This window comes from Actinoplanes aureus, from assembly GCF_015704865.1.
GTDB lineage: Bacteria > Actinomycetota > Actinomycetes > Mycobacteriales > Micromonosporaceae > Actinoplanes > Actinoplanes aureus.
In genome coordinates, this window is sequence record NZ_JADQTO010000001.1 from 557,136 (window position 1) to 571,556 (window position 14,421).

The window sequence follows — 14,421 nt, forward strand, 5'->3', positions numbered from 1 at the left end:
ACACTGGACCTCAAAGTCCGGCCTGACGCCGCGCCATCCGTAATCTAACTCGCGTTCTATCCCCTTAACGGCGGAACGCTTTTTTCGGGGTAAATCCCTTGTAGCTACGTCGAAACGGCGCAGGGTGGCCCGTTCCGGCCGCCCGCACCATGTATCCCCGTCGATCAGGCCTAGAGAAGGCCGTGCCGCATCGCGGTGGTGACGGCCGCCGTACGGTCGGCCACGTCGAGCTTGTTGAACGCCCGGAGCAGGTGCGTCTTGACCGTCGCCTCGCTGATGAACAGCCGCTTGCCGATGTCCGCGTTGGTCAGACCGGCGGCCACCAGCCGCAGCACCTCGGTCTCGCGCGCCGACAGCGCCGGTGGCGCCGGACTGCGTACCTGCCGCACCAGTGTCGATGCGACGCTCGGCGCCAGCACCGTCTCGCCCCGCGCGGCGGCGCGCACCGCGTCCGCCAGCTCCGCCGGTGACGCGTCCTTCAACAGATAGCCGGACGCTCCGGCCTCGATGGCGCGCAGGATGTCCCGATCCGACTCGTACGTGGTCAGCACCATCACTCTGATCCCGGAGGAACTCGACAGGATCCGGGCCGTGGCGTCCACCCCGTCGCCACCGGGCATCCGCAGGTCCATCAGCACGATGTCGGGCCGCTCGGCCAGGGCGAGTTCGACGCCCTCGACCCCGGAGGACGCCTCGCCGATCACCGTCAGATCCGGCTCGGCGTCGAGCATGCCGCGCAGCCCCATCCGCACCACCGGGTGATCGTCGACGAGCAGGATGCGGATCACGCGGGGATCTCCAGTTCGATGGTCGTACCGGACTCCGTGGAGCTGTGCACGGTCAGCGTCCCGCCGACCTGCGAGGCGCGGGAGCGCATGCCCGGCAGGCCGAAGCCACCGTTGATCGCCGGGTCGAATCCCCGCCCGTCGTCGCGGATCACCAGCCGCACCGACGACGGCGCGTAGGCGAGCAGCACCGCGACCTCGGAGGCGTCCGCATGCCGCCGCACGTTCGTCAGCGCCTCCTGCGCCGCCCGCAACAGCACCACCTCGACCCGCGTCGGCAGGTCACGCGGGTCGCCGGTGATACGCACGGCAGTTGGCACCCCGGTTTCCTCCGAGAAGCGGGCGCTCTGGCGGCGTACCGCCTCGGGCAGTGAAGAGGAAGCCAATGCCGACGGTGACAGAGCCGCGACGATGGCGCGGGATTCGGCCAGGTTCTCTTTTGCGGTGCGCACCGCGAGCGCCAGCCGCTCGTCGCGAAGCGCCGGGTCGGCGGCCTGGATCAGCGTGATGATGCTGGTGAAGCCCTGCGCGAGGGTGTCGTGGATCTCGCCGGCCAGGCGGGTCCGCTCCTGTGCGACGCCGGCCTCGTGGGAGAGCCGGGCCAGTTCGGCGCGGCTCGCCTCCAGTTCGGCGATGAGCTGAGCCCGCTGCTCGCTCTGCTCCGCCATCTTGGTGATCCAGACGCCGATGCAGATGCCGGCGGCGGTGGAGATGGCCGCGATCACCAGGTCGATCGCGAGGCCGCCCGGGTCCGCCCGGAGCTCCAGCAGGACCGGGACCAGGTTGGCGACCAGCACCAGGCCGATGGCCGTGCGCAGCGGGACCAGCATGAAGAACACCGGGATGACCATGAACAGCAGCCAGGTGGTCAGCGGCACGCAGGCGACTGCCGTACCGAAGAGCAGCAGGTGGGCGAGGCTCACCAGCAGCGACGGCGTGCCTTGCTCGTCTCGGGTGATCAGCGGGCGGGCGACGACGCCGTACAGCACGGCCATGCCGATGATCGCGCCGACGGCGACCGCCCGGCGTCCGGGCGGATACCAGTCCGCCGAGATGGCCGCGGCCGCCACCGCGACCGCGACCACCACGAAGTACATGTCCCACAGGCGCAGGGACGGAGGGGAGCTCATCGGTCTCGGGAGCTCCACCGGAACGTCACCAGGCACAGCACCAATCCGATCACACACCAGACGCCGAGCACCATGGCCACCCTGCCGAGATCCCAGCTGCCGCCGATCTCCTGGGACTTGGCCTCGTCCGGCAGGAAGACGTACCGGAAACCCTGCGCCATCCACCGGACCGGGAAGAGCGAGGCGAACTTCTCCAGCCAGTCCGGCAGCTGACTCATCGGCTGGATGAAGACGCCGGAGACGAACTGCAGCGCCACCACCGGCACGTTCAGGATGGCGCCGGCGTTGCGGGCGTTCTTGACCAGCGCGCTCACCGCGACGCCGAGCAGCGAGCAGCAGATCACCGAGAGCAGGAAGATCCAGGAGAAGGTCACCCAGTGGCTCGCGTCCGGCAACGGCATGTCGAAGATCAAGACCCCGACCAGGATCAGCACGGCGGCTTCGGCCACGCTCAGCACGAGCACCAGCAAGGCTTTACCGATCAGGTACGCCGACGCGGGCATCGGCGTACCGCGGAGGCGCTTGAGCGTCCCGTCCTCACGGTCCATCGCCAGACCGGACCCCATGGTCACGAACGCGGTGTTCAGAATGCCGTACGCCACCATGCTGGCGGTGAAGACCTGACTCGCGCTGATTCCCGAATCGGTGTACTCGTCCCCGAAGATCGTGCCGAAGAGCAGCAACAGCATCGCCGGGAAGAAGAAGGTGAAGACCACCGCGGTCCGGTCCCGCAGGAACTGGAGCAGCTCCACGTGACCACGGCTCAGGCTCATCGTCGTCATCGGGTTGCTCCGATCAGGCTCAGGTAGGTGTCTTCCAGCGTCGGGCGGGTGATCGTCAGCGTGGTCAGATCCACACCGTCGTCCAGCAGCCGGCGGAGCAGCTCGCCCGGGTCGGTGTGCTGCTCGGTGTGCACCGTGCCGCCCTCCCGCCAGGTCACCTTCGCCTGGGCCGCACCGCGCCCGCCCAGCGTCGCCGGGGTGCCCTCGGCGACGATCCGGCCGTCGGCGATCACCGCGAGCCGGTCGGCGAGCGCCTCGGCCTCGTCGAGGTAGTGGGTGGTGAGCAGGATGGTGGTGCCGTCGCCGGCCAGGGTGCGGATCAGGTCCCAGAAGTGCCGGCGCGCCTCCGGGTCGAAGCCGGTGGTCGGCTCGTCGAGGAAAAGCAGCTCGGGACGGCCGACGATGCCGAGGGCCACGTCGACGCGGCGCCGCTGACCGCCGGAGAGCGTACGGATCTTGCTGTTCCGCTTCGCGGTGAGGCCGACCAGCTCGATCGCCTCGTCCGCACCGCGCGGCCCGGGATAGAAGCCGGCGATGTGCCGGACCATCTCGTACACGGTCAGGTCGGCCGCGTCGTCGGCGTCCTGCAGCACGATGCCGATCCGGGACCGCCAGGCCGAACCCGCCTTGCCCGGGTCCTCGCCGAGCACGCGTACGTCGCCGGCGGTACGCCGCCGGTGGCCCTCCAGGATCTCGACCGTGGTGGTCTTGCCGGCTCCGTTCGGGCCGAGCAGCGCGAAGATCTCGCCGCGGGCGACGACGAGATCGATACCGGCGACCGCGTCCCGATCTCGGTACGTCTTACGAAGTCCGCTTACCTCGATGGCTTCCATGACGTCGATCGTGCCGCCGCCCGGTACGCCGGCGGGACGACCGCGCGGCTGTCACCGGTTGTCCACCGATCGACTGACAGTGCTACTCCCAGCGGAAGTTGCGGGCCGCCGCGGTCAGCCAGACCACCGCCCACAGGAGCAGGCTCAGCCAGATCGAGAACGGCACCGAACCGCCGAACATCAGGGTCTCCCGCAGCGCGTGGGCGTGCGCGGCGAGCGGCAACAGGAACCAGCCGGCCGTGCCGAGGTCGGGCGCGGCGAACATGATCCCGCCGACCGAGAGCATCAGCACGTAGATCAGCGTGGCGGCACCCGTGGTGGTCTCCGGCTTCAGCACGCTGGCCAGCAGCAACGCCAGGCCGCTGTAGCCGGCCACGGCCAGCACGGTGACACCGGCGGCGGGCAGCAACGCGTCCGCGTGCGGGCGCCAGCCGACCGCGAACCCGACCAGTGCCAGGATCGCGACCTGCACCACGATCTGCACCAGCACCGAGCCGGTCTTGGCCAGCAACAGCCCGGGCCGGGTCAGCGGCGAGGCGCCGAGCCGCTTCAGTACGCCGTAACTGCGCTCGTAACCGGTGGTGATCGCCTGCCCGGTGAAGGCCGTCGACATCACGGTCAGCGCGAGCACACCGGGAACCACGAAACCCAGCCGGTCGTCGGTGGGCAGGTTGGTCACCTCGAACAGGCCCGCACCGAGCAGGACCAGCAGAGGTACGCCCATCGCCAGCACCACGGCCTCGCCGCGGCGAGCGGTCAGCAGCAATTCCATCCGGAGCTGCTTGCCGATGATCGTGCGCATCGGGGCCCGGCCGGGAGCGGGCGTGAAGGTTCCGGCGCTCACTCGGTCGCTCCTACGGTGGCTTGGGTGGTCAGGGAGAGGTAGACGTCCTCGAGCGTACGGCGGCGGCTGCTCACCGCGGTGACGTGCGCGTCCACGGCGGCGAACCAGCCGAGCACCTCGGCCAGGCCCTTGGTGTCGAGCTCGCCGGCTATCGCGTACTCGCCCGGGGACGTCTCGGTGACCTTGCGGTGGGTGCGCAGGCCGGTCAGGTCCAGTCCCGGATCGGCGCGCACCTCGAGCAGATCGATGCCGGCCGCCGCGGTGAGCTCGGCCGGAGTGCCGGTCGCGGCGACCTTGCCGGACCGCATGATCACGACGTCGTCGGCGAGGCGCTCCGCCTCGTCCAGCAGGTGCGTGGTGAGCAGCACCGAAACGCCGTCGGCCCGCAGCTCCTCGATCAGCTGCCAGGTGGTGTGCCGGGCCTCAGTGTCCATGCCGGCGGTCGGCTCGTCCAGGAAGACCAGCTCGGGGCGGCCGACCAGGGCCACCGCCAGGCTGAGCCGCTGCTGTTCGCCACCGGACAGGCGGCGGAACCTGGTCCGCTCCACCCGGCGCAGTCCCAGCCGGTCCAGCAGCATGTCGGTATCGAGCGGGTGGGCGGCGAACGAGGCGAAGAGCCGCAGGATCTCCCCGGCGGCCGCCCACGGATAGACGCCGCCGGACTGCAACATGATGCCGAGCCGCGGCATCAGCTCGTCGTGGTCACCGACCGGGTCGAGCCCCAGCACCCGGGCCTCGCCCGAGTCCGGCCGCCGGAAACCCTCGCAGACCTGGAGCAGACTCGTTTTTCCGGCGCCGTTGTGGCCGAGCAGGGCGAGCACCCGTCCACGTGGCACGCACAGCGACACGCCGTCCACCGCCGTCGTGTCGCCCCAGCGCACGACGGCGTCCCGTACCTCAACCGCGGCCACGTCGCCACCCTCCACGAGTCCCGCTCCACCGGTCCGCACCGATTCCGTCCGCCACGGTCACCTTACGGCGGCGCCCGGCGAGCCCCGGGCCGACGGTCCGCCGGATGTAATGCCTCACCCCACTGTGCGCCAGCCGGACCCGGGACGCCTCCACCGGCCGGGATGAGAAGGCGGCGTTCGGTAGGGTGCGCGGCATGAGCGACGGGACGGTGGTGGAGATCTACACCGACGGGGCGTGCGTGCCGAACCCCGGCCCGGGCGGGTGGGGTGCCGTCCTGCGTTACGGCCGCGCGGAGAAGGATCTCTGCGGCGGCGAGGCGACTCCGACCACGAACAACCGGATGGAACTGATGGCGCCGATCCGGGCCATCGAAACGCTGAACCGCGCGCCGCTGGTCGTGCACATCTACACGGACAGCATCTACGTCCGGGACGGCATCACGAAGTGGCTGCCCCGGTGGAAGGCGAACGGCTGGCTGACCGCGGCCCGGCAGCCGGTGAAGAACGTCGACCTGTGGCAGCGCCTGGACGAGGCCGTCGGCAAGCATGAGGTGCGCTGGCACTGGGTGAAGGGCCACGCCGGACACCCGGAGAACGAGCGTGCCGACCGGCTCGCCGCCCAGGGACTCCGCGAAGCCGTCAGCCGCGGCTGAGGCCCTCCCGGTATGCGGTCCACACCTTCTTCGGCACGGTCATCGACCAGGCGTCGATGACCAGCTCGGTCATCCGCTCCTGGTCGAGCCGCTCCAGCCACGCCTCCACCCACTGATATCGCAGGTCGGATGGCCGGGGCAGGTGGAAGGTCTCCGGATCGGAGGCGATCAGCGCGTCGCGCTCCTCTCTCGGATAGCCGAATCCCATCTCTTTCTCGTCGCGGGAGAACGCGACGTAGACGATCTGCCCGACCCGGAACTTGACCCGGTCCCGGATCAGGTGCTCCTGGCTGCGTGGCAGGTCGCGCGCGACCCGCCGTACGTCATCGACGGTGACCATGCCGGCACGCTAACCGCAGGGTCCGACACTTTCAGGTGCCGCGCGGGCGCGGCACGTGCGGCCCCGGCGGGTCCTCCGGCCGACGGACCACCTTGGCACGCGCCACCCGGTCCGGCGGAAGCACATAGGTGGCGGCCTGGACCAGTTCCTCCGGCACCGTGTGCCGGCCCCGCCGCGGCTCGGGTTCGCGCTGCTCAGGCACTGGTTCGGCGTCGCCCGGCCAGCGCGGGTCGGGCACCGAGGTGTAGGTGACGCCGCCGGTCGCGGCCGGTGGCGGCACTTCGGGCACGGCCTGCGGCGGTGGCGCCGGAAATCCCGGCGCTCCCTGCGGCACCGGTCTCGTCGGCTCCTCGGACTCCGCGGAAGCCGGCATAACCGGCGACGCGGACGGGGCGGTGGCCTGTGGGGGTACCGGAACAGTGGGCTCGTCCGGCGGCCCGGCCGGGGGTACGCCGGCCGCCCCGTGCACGGCCCCGCGATCGCGACGCCGGCCCGCCGCCCGCGCGGCCATGCCGAACACGCTGCGGGTGCCGCTGTCGAACCCGTGCCGGTACGCCTCCTCCCGGTCCGCGCCGCTCTGCCGCCGCTGGTGAAGCCGGCCGGCGGCATATCCGGCGCAGGCCAGCACGGAGGCGAGCAGGACGAGGAGGATCACGATGTCCCCGGGCGCGGTCATCGGCGGACCCGCCGCTCGGTGCAGTGGCTCATGCCTGCATTGTGGCCAATTTGATAGACCGCGAGCTATGGCCCGTTTGACGTACCACGAATGTATTAACTCGAAGGCTCAACCTTGGCGAGCCAGCCCGCGATCTGTGTGCGCCGGGAGATGCCCAGCTTGACGCGGATGTGCTCGACGTGCGCGGCCGCGGTACGCGGCGAGATGCTGAGCGTCCCGGCGATCTCACGGTCGGTGTTCCCGGCCGCGACCAGGCGCGCCACCTCCATCTCCCGGGCGGACAGTCCGGATCGCTCGGCCGGCGCCGCGACCGGGGTGCCGGCGGTCCACACCGGAGGGAGCTCGGCGGGCCAGGCCTGCCGGGCGGCGGCGACCAGGTCGGCCGCTTCGCCGGGGCGCCGCGACCGGTACGCGCACCGGGCCCGGTCCAGCCGCACCGCCACGCCCTCCCAGAACCGCCGGCGGCCGGTCCAGAACGCGGCCGCCCGCCGTAGTTCGTCCCGCGCCTTCCCGGTCTGTCCTTCGTGCAGGTGGATCAGGCCCCGGGCGTGGTCGAGCGCGCCGAGGGTGCCCGGGATCCGCCGTTCCGACAGGACTTCCCCGGTCCGGACCAGCCAGTCCCGCGCCGCGGTCGGGCCGGACGACGCCAGGTGTGCCCGGGTGCCGGTCACCACGTACGGAAAGAGGTAGGCCGCGTCGCGCACCTGGGCGGACGCCGCGTAGCCCTGCTCGCACCGCTGCACCGCCGCGGCCGGATAACCGGTGAAGAGCGCCAGCTCGGCGAGGCCCCACCAGGCGGGCGAGACCCGCTGGAGTTCACGCATCCCGGCACCGAGTTCGGCCGCCTCCGTCAGAGCGTCCCGCGCTTCCGGCGTGGCGCCGCGGCCAAGACGTAGATAACCGAGGGTGTGCAGGGCGGTGATCCGGGTGGTGATGCCGTCCCGGCCGTCGGCGAGGGCGAGCCGGACCTGCGCCTCGGCGCCCGTCCAGTCGCCGGTGGCCCAGAGGACGTGGGCCAGGTGCGCGGCCATGTAGTGCCGGTCGTTGAACCGTTCGACGCGATCGGCGTACTCGATGCCCTCCCGCAGCGTGCGTTCCGCGAGGTCGTACTCGACCAGCACGGAGGCCGAGGAGCTGAGCATCCGGTAGCCGCGGGCCGCCTGGCTCTCCAGGTGCCGGGCGGCGGCCCGGGCGACGGCGTCCTCCAGCAGCTCGCGGCCTTCGTCGAGGCGCCCGGCGAAGAGCAGCACCGAGCCGACCGTGGTGTCCAGGTCGCAGCGCATCGCCGGATCCCGGTCACCGGCGAGCATCGAGCGGGCGAGCTCGCCGTCCGCGAGCGCCTCGTGCAGCCGCCGGTCCAGCATGTACGCCGCCGCCAGCGCCGCGTGCAGCCGGGCGCGGACCGACCGGGCCCGCTCCCCCGCGGCGTCCCCGACCAGGTCGAGTCCGGTCCGCAGGGCCGCGGTGCGCTGGTCCAGCCGGTCACCGAGCAGGTGGCGTACCGCTACCCGGTCGGGGAGCAGCGCGGCCGCCGCGAGCCGGTCGCCCGCTTCCAGGTGCAGCCGGTACGCCTCGGCGTACCGCGCGTCGGCCGCGGCGTTGTCGTCGATCGCGGCCAGTTCGCCGGCGAGGGCGGTGCAGAGAGCCGCCCGTTCGTCGCCGGTGGCGTCCGGGCCGAGCGTGCGGACGGCCCGCCCGAACAGGTCGGCGGCCTCCCGGTGCGCGGAGAGGGCGGCTGCCTCAGTGGCGGCGGTCAGCGCGTACCGGTGTGCCTCGGCGGGAGACCGCGCGCGCTCGTACTGATCGCTCAGGAAGGCGGCGGGAAGGCCGGCCTGCCGGGCCGCTTCGGCCGCCCGCGCGTGCAGACGCCGGCGATGCAGTGGGGTGAGGTCGGCGTAGAGCGCGTCGCGGATCAGCGCGTGCCGGAAGTCGTAGCCCGCGCCGTCGCCGCGCGGCTGCACGAAGAAGCGGTCGCCGAGCTCGCGCATCCCCGCATCGATCTCGGCCGGCCGCCGCCCGGTGATCGCCAGGAGCAGGTCGAGGTCGAACGAGCGGCCGAGCACCGAGGCGGCCGCGGCGAGCTCGCGCGCCTCGGTGCCGAGCTGGGCGGCGCGGGCGAGCACCGCGTCGGCGAGCGTGTCCGGCAGGCTGTCGGCGGCCGCCAGGAACTCCTCGACGTGCAGCGGAACCCCGTCGCTGCGGTCGAAGACCCGGCCGGTCAGTGCGGTGGGCAGGGCGGTTCCGGCGATCGCGGCGGCCAGCTCGGCGGTCTCGGCGCGGCCGAGGCGGGGCAGCCGGAGCTCTTCGGCGTGCCGCTGGGTGAGCAGCCGGGTCCGCCAGGCCCGCAGCGGCACCCGCGGGTAGAGCTCGTCGCTGCGGTAGGTACCCACGAGCAGGACCGGCAGTTCCCGGGCCCGGCGGGCGAGCCGGCCGAGCACGTCCAGGGTCAGCTCGTCGGTCCAGTGCAGATCCTCGCAGGTGATCAGCGTCGGCCCGGCGCCGGCGGCGCGTTCGATCAGGTCGGTCAGGTCGGCGACCAGCAGCCGCCGCTGCCGGTCCGGTTCGTCGTCGGCACGCAGCCGCCGCACGATCCGCTCGCGCAGCTCGGCGCCGAGGTCGGTGAGGAGTCCCGCGGCCACCTCGGTGTCGCCGGGTGCGGCCGCCGCGCCGATCACCGCGAAGCCGGCCTCGGTGGCGAGCCGGGTGATCTCGCTGAGCAGGCGGGTCTTGCCGATGCCCGCCTCGCCGGCGAGCAGCAGTAGCTCACCGCGGCCGGCCGCGGCCGAGGCGAGGCGCCGGGTGGCCAGCGCGAGCAGGTCGTCCCGGCCGATCAGTACGGCACTACTGAGCGCCACAACGCGACTTTAGGGAGCCGTCTCCGCCTTCATAGGTGTTATGACCGATGTCCGACCGTCGGCCCCGGCACATGCTGTCGGAAAGGAGAAAGGAGACGGTTCGATGGCGAAGTTCATGGACGTGCACGACGGATTCTTCGGGGTCACCCAGGAACAGCTCGACGCCGCGCACGACGCCGATCTGAAGATCGAGGGCGAGGAGGGCGTGCACTTCGAGAAGGCTTGGCTGGACCGGGAGTCCGGCAAGGTCTTCTGCCTGAGCACGGCGCCGAGCAAGGAAGCGGTGATGCGGATCCACGAGCGGGCCGGTCACCCCATCAGCGAGGTGTACGAGGTCACAGCCGAGGTATGACCAAGATCATCTTCGTCGCTCTGCGTAAGGAAACGGTGATAGGTCACGAGTTGACACCTTTAGGAGTGGAGTAGCACGGTAACCCCAGTTGTCCACGTGAATGGGGTAGGCATGCTCTCCACGCGACGAGCCCTGGCGGCCGTCGTCAGCGTCGCCACGCTGCTGGCGGCGTCCGCCTGCGGTTCCGCCGACGAGGACCCCGGTGCCACCAAGGTCGAGGTGTTCACCTGGTGGGCCGAGGGCGGCGAGAAGGCCGGTCTGGACGCCCTGGTCAGCCGGTTCACCACGGACTGCGCCGGCCAGCGGTTCGAGGACGGCGTGGTGGCCGGAGGGGCGGGCATCAACGCCAAAGAGGTGCTCAACGCGCGGATCGAGCAGAACGATCCACCGGACACGTACCAGGTGCACGCCGGGGCGGAACTCGCCGACTACATCGCCGCCGGCCGGGTGCAGGACCTCTCCGCCGAGTACGACTCGTGGGGTCTGCGCCAGGCGCTCCCACAGGGACTGATCGACGACCTCACCGTCGACGGCAAGATCTACTCGGTGCCGGCCAACATCCACCGGGCCAACGTGGTCTGGGCCAACAGTCAGGTGCTGGCCGGTGCCGGCATCCTCCGTACGCCCCGGACCCTGGACGCGTTCCTGAAGGATCTGGCGAAGCTGCGCAAGGCTGGTATCGAGTCCCCGCTCGCCCTCGGCCGCGACTGGACCCAGCTCATGGTCCTGGAGTCGGTGCTGATCAGCGATCTCGGCCCGAAGCGGTTCGCCGGCCTGTTCGCCGGCACGACCAACTGGCGGGGCAAGGCGGTCACGACCGCGCTGAACCACTACGCCCAGTTGCTCTCCTACAGCAACCCGGACCGGGACTCGCTCGACTGGCCGGAAGCGGAACGGCTGCTCATCGACGGCCAGGCCGGTTACCAGGTGATGGGCGACTGGGAGGCCGCGGACCTGGAGGCGAACAACTTCCGGGCCTATGAGGCGTTCCCGTTCCCCGGCAACGACGGCGTCTTCCAGTGGCTCGCCGACTCGTTCGTGCTTCCCACCGGCGCCGGCAACGCCGAAGGAACCCGGTGCTGGCTGAAGACCGTGGCCTCGGCCGACGGCCAGCGCGAGTTCAACCTGCGGAAAGGCTCGATCCCGGCGCGGACCGACGTGACCGGTGCCGGCTTCTCCGCGTACCAGGTGGAGGCCATGAAGGACTGGAAGTCGGACACGCCGGTCCCGTCCTGCGCGCACGGCTCGGCCTGCCCGCAGGACTGGCAGAACGCGATGAACGCCGTGCTCGGCGGCTTCTCCACGTCCGCCGAGAAGAACATCACGCAGTTGCAGAACGCTCTGGCCGCCACGGCGGACCAGTACGCGAAGGGCTGAGTACGGCACGATAGGGGTCATGGCCGATGAGCGCGACGGCGTACCCCTGACCAACCTGGACCAGGAGCTCTTTCCCGGTGCCGGGGCCACCAAGCGCGACCTGATCGACTACCTGGACGCGATGGCCGACCGGCTGCTGCCGGTGCTGCGGGACCGGCCGCTCTCGGTGATCCGGGTGCTCCGCGGCCAGGACCAGTTCATGCAGAAGAACCTGCCGAAATACACCCCGGAGTGGGTGCCGCGGACCAAGATCTGGGCCGACGCGTCGCACCGCGAGGTGACGTACGCGCTCGGCAACGACCGGCGCACCCTGCTCTGGTTCGGCAACCAGCGAGCCGTCGAGTACCACCCGGCCCTCATGCTCGCCGGATCGCACCACCCCACCCACCTGATCATGGACCTGGACCCACCGGAGAACGGCGGGTTCCAGCTCGCGGTGGCAGCCGCCCGGCTGGTCCAGCAGGTGCTCACCGACGCCGGGATGCCGGGCGCGGTGAAGACCAGCGGGTCGAAGGGTGTGCACGTGTTCGTGCCGCTGGCCCCGGACGCGGCGCCGGAGGACGTGGCGGCCGCCCAGCGCGCCGTCGCGGCCCGGGCCGAGAGGCTCGATCCGGCGCTGGCGACCACCGCGTTCATCAAGGAGGACCGGCACGGCAAGGTCTTCCTCGACGCGACCCGGGCCGGCGGGGCGACCGTGGTGGCCGCGTACAGTCCGCGGATCCGGCCCGGCGTTCCGGTGTCGTTCCCGCTCGACTGGTCCGACCTGGACTCGGTGGCGCCCGGCGACTTCACCGTGCGCAACGCACCGGGGCTGCTGGACGGCCGCGATCCGTGGGCGGAGGCGCTGCCCGAGCCGGTGCCCCTGGCGAAGGGCCTGATCGAGGAGGGGCACACCATCCCGGTGGCCCGGGTGCAGGCCATGCACGAAGGCAAGCGGCGGGCCCGGGCGAAACGGGCCGCGGAGGGCTGAGTACACCGAACGGTGTAGCCACGTACACGGGAGGAGTCGATGCGGTTGACCGCGCCGGTACGACGCGCCCGGCCGGGCGGCGAACCTAACGTCCCCGGCATGACGAAGAACTTCACCTATGTGGCCGCCGCCCTGACCTTGGTGGGCGTCCCGGCCGGCATCGCGCTCACCGACGGCAACACCTACCCGGTCATGACGACGAGCCTGGCGGTCACCCTCGCCGGGCTGGTGCTCACCACCCGCCGCTGGCCGGTCGCCTCACTGATCATGACGCTGCTCATCGTGGCCGCCTGGCGCTCGTCGTACCTGATCGAATCCGGCTGGGTGTGGCCGGCGACCGCCGCGCTCGTCGCCGTCGTGTTCAGCGGGCGGCCGCGTACCGCGGTGGTGGCCGGGGTGCTCGCCCTGTTCTACGGGATGACCTGGGACTGGGTCGTCGAGATGAACTCCACCGACTACGTGTTCTCGTACCTCGGCGGGGAGACGCTCTGGCTGGCCGCGGTGCTGGCCGGTGCCACGGCGTACCGCAACTCGCTGCGCTGGCGTGCCGAAGTGGCGAACCGGATCACCCAGACCGAGCAGCAGCGCGAGATCGAGGCCGGCCGCCGGCGGGCCGAGGAGCGCGTCGAGATCGCCCGCGACCTGCACGACGTGGTCTCGCACACGCTGGCCGTGGTGGGTGTGCACCTGAACGTGGCGCTGGACTCCTTCGACGCCGAGCCGGAGGAGGCGAAGGCCTCGCTGAAGCTGGCCCAGGAGGTACGCAGCAAGGCCATGACCGACCTGCGTGCGCTGGTAGGAGTGCTGCGCGAGGGTGAGCTGCCCGCGCTGGAGAGCCTGGACCAGCTCCTGACCCAGGTACGCGAAGCCGGCCTGGAGGTGTCGCTCAACGAGTTCGGCGACCCGGTCGAGGTGCCCGCCCCGGTCGCCTCCGCCGTCTACCGGGTCGTGCAGGAGTCGCTCACCAACACCGTCCGGCACGCCGGGGCCACCCGCGCCACCGTCACCCTGCGCTACTCCCCGGACCGGGTGCTGGTCGACGTCCAGGACAACGGGAACACTCCGGCCGAGGTCACCGACGGGCACGGCATCGCCGGCATGCGCGAGCGGGTGGCCGCGCTGGGCGGCGCGCTCACCGCCGGACCCGGCAGGATCGGCTTCACGGTACGCGCCAGCATCCCGATCGTTGCGGAGTGAACATGCCCATCTCGGTACTCCTCGCCGACGACCAGCACCTGGTCCGCGCCGGTTTCCGCAGCCTGCTGCGGCGCGGGCGCGACATCGAGGTGGTCGGCGAGGCGTCCACCGGTGACGAGGCGGTCCGGGCCGCCCGGCAGCTGAAACCGGACGTGATCCTGATGGACATCCGGATGCCGGGTATGGACGGGATCACGGCGACCCGGCAGATCCTCGCCGCGCAGGAGACGAAGATCATTATCCTGACCACGTTCGAGACCGACGAGTACGTCTTCGCCGCGCTCGCCGCCGGCGCCAGCGGCTTCCTCACCAAGGAGGTCGACCCGGACGGCCTGCGCACCGCGGTACGCGTGGTCGCGGCCGGCGACGCCCTGCTCTCCCCCAGCGTCACCCGCCGGGTGGTCGGCGAGTTCGCCCACCGTCCGGTGCCGGCCGCCGCCACCGGAGGCGGTGACCGGCTGGCCGTGCTCACCGAACGGGAGCGCGAGGTGGTCCGGCTGATCGCCACCGGCCTCTCCAACGACGAGATCGCCCGGCAGCTGGTGATCAGCCCGCTCACCGCCAAGACGCATGTGACGAGGGCGATCGCCAAGCTCGGCGTCCGGGACCGGGTGCAGCTGGTCATCGTCGCGTACGAGGACGGCCTGGTCGGCTGAAAAGCCTCAGGAGAGCTCCGCCCGGCCCGATGACCCGGATAACCAAGGACCGGAGGCTCG

Annotated in this window: 15 protein-coding genes; 6 read left to right on the forward strand and 9 right to left on the reverse strand. The window is 71.5% G+C overall.

All coding sequences use genetic code 11. The features are described from left to right. Positions 1–170: 170 nt before the first annotated feature. The 6 genes from I4J89_RS02475 to I4J89_RS02500 all read right to left on the reverse strand — a co-directional run bounded on the left by I4J89_RS02475 (position 171) and on the right by I4J89_RS02500 (position 5,285). Entirely contained in the window at positions 171–788 is a 618-nt protein-coding gene (locus tag I4J89_RS02475; RefSeq protein ID WP_196412123.1) for a response regulator, read from the reverse strand. After that, positions 785–1,915, reverse strand: coding sequence for a sensor histidine kinase (locus I4J89_RS02480; RefSeq protein WP_196412124.1), 1,131 nt, complete (start codon positions 1,913–1,915; stop codon positions 785–787). Before I4J89_RS02480 ends, I4J89_RS02475 begins: the two co-directional genes overlap by 4 nt. Then, positions 1,912–2,697: an ABC transporter permease gene (locus I4J89_RS02485; RefSeq protein WP_196412125.1), complete on the reverse strand. Its 786-nt coding sequence runs from the start codon at positions 2,695–2,697 to the stop codon at positions 1,912–1,914. Before I4J89_RS02485 ends, I4J89_RS02480 begins: the two co-directional genes overlap by 4 nt. Continuing rightward, positions 2,694–3,530 carry an ABC transporter ATP-binding protein gene (locus I4J89_RS02490; protein ID WP_196412126.1) on the reverse strand — a complete coding sequence of 279 codons (837 nt, stop codon included), beginning with the start codon at positions 3,528–3,530 and terminating at the stop codon, positions 2,694–2,696. Before I4J89_RS02490 ends, I4J89_RS02485 begins: the two co-directional genes overlap by 4 nt. An 82-nt stretch (positions 3,531–3,612) precedes the next feature. Beyond that, the gene (locus I4J89_RS02495; RefSeq protein ID WP_309238156.1) at positions 3,613–4,374 is read right to left on the reverse strand and encodes an ABC transporter permease; all 762 of its coding nucleotides are present in this window, start codon (positions 4,372–4,374) and stop codon (positions 3,613–3,615) included. Then, positions 4,371–5,285, reverse strand: coding sequence for an ABC transporter ATP-binding protein (locus tag I4J89_RS02500; protein ID WP_309238157.1), 915 nt, complete (start codon positions 5,283–5,285; stop codon positions 4,371–4,373). The genes I4J89_RS02495 and I4J89_RS02500 overlap by 4 nt, the downstream gene beginning before the upstream one ends. Positions 5,286–5,479: 194 nt before the next feature. On the opposite strand from I4J89_RS02500, the gene rnhA reads away from it, so the two are divergent. Continuing rightward, on the forward strand, positions 5,480–5,938 hold the full coding sequence (gene rnhA, locus I4J89_RS02505) for a ribonuclease HI (protein WP_196412127.1): 459 nt from the start codon (positions 5,480–5,482) through the stop codon (positions 5,936–5,938). Here rnhA and I4J89_RS02510 read toward each other — a convergent pair. The 3 genes from I4J89_RS02510 to I4J89_RS02520 all read right to left on the reverse strand — a co-directional run bounded on the left by I4J89_RS02510 (position 5,925) and on the right by I4J89_RS02520 (position 9,809). Then, positions 5,925–6,278: an MmcQ/YjbR family DNA-binding protein gene (locus tag I4J89_RS02510; protein ID WP_196412128.1), complete on the reverse strand. Its 354-nt coding sequence runs from the start codon at positions 6,276–6,278 to the stop codon at positions 5,925–5,927. The genes rnhA and I4J89_RS02510 overlap by 14 nt on opposite strands. A 31-nt stretch (positions 6,279–6,309) precedes the next feature. Continuing rightward, complete coding sequence (locus I4J89_RS02515) at positions 6,310–6,954, reverse strand: hypothetical protein (protein WP_196412129.1); 645 nt, start codon at positions 6,952–6,954, stop codon at positions 6,310–6,312. A gap of 95 nt (positions 6,955–7,049) precedes the next feature. Next, positions 7,050–9,809 carry an ATP-binding protein gene (locus I4J89_RS02520; protein ID WP_196412130.1) on the reverse strand — a complete coding sequence of 920 codons (2,760 nt, stop codon included), beginning with the start codon at positions 9,807–9,809 and terminating at the stop codon, positions 7,050–7,052. Between the two features lie 103 nt (positions 9,810–9,912). Here I4J89_RS02520 and I4J89_RS02525 point away from each other — a divergent pair, with 103 nt between their 5' ends. From I4J89_RS02525 to I4J89_RS02545, 5 genes are all read left to right on the forward strand, one after another. Then, positions 9,913–10,161, forward strand: coding sequence for an SCO4226 family nickel-binding protein (locus I4J89_RS02525; RefSeq protein ID WP_196412131.1), 249 nt, complete (start codon positions 9,913–9,915; stop codon positions 10,159–10,161). A gap of 111 nt (positions 10,162–10,272) precedes the next feature. After that, positions 10,273–11,538: an ABC transporter substrate-binding protein gene (locus tag I4J89_RS02530; RefSeq protein WP_196412132.1), complete on the forward strand. Its 1,266-nt coding sequence runs from the start codon at positions 10,273–10,275 to the stop codon at positions 11,536–11,538. A 19-nt stretch (positions 11,539–11,557) separates the two neighbouring features. Continuing rightward, complete coding sequence (locus tag I4J89_RS02535; RefSeq protein WP_196412133.1) at positions 11,558–12,508, forward strand: DNA polymerase domain-containing protein; 951 nt, start codon at positions 11,558–11,560, stop codon at positions 12,506–12,508. A gap of 99 nt (positions 12,509–12,607) precedes the next feature. After that, on the forward strand, positions 12,608–13,705 hold the full coding sequence (locus I4J89_RS02540; RefSeq protein WP_230858182.1) for a sensor histidine kinase: 1,098 nt from the start codon (positions 12,608–12,610) through the stop codon (positions 13,703–13,705). Positions 13,706–13,707: 2 nt separating this feature from the next. Further along, positions 13,708–14,361: a response regulator gene (locus I4J89_RS02545; RefSeq protein WP_196412135.1), complete on the forward strand. Its 654-nt coding sequence runs from the start codon at positions 13,708–13,710 to the stop codon at positions 14,359–14,361. The last annotated feature ends 60 nt before the right edge of the window (positions 14,362–14,421 follow it).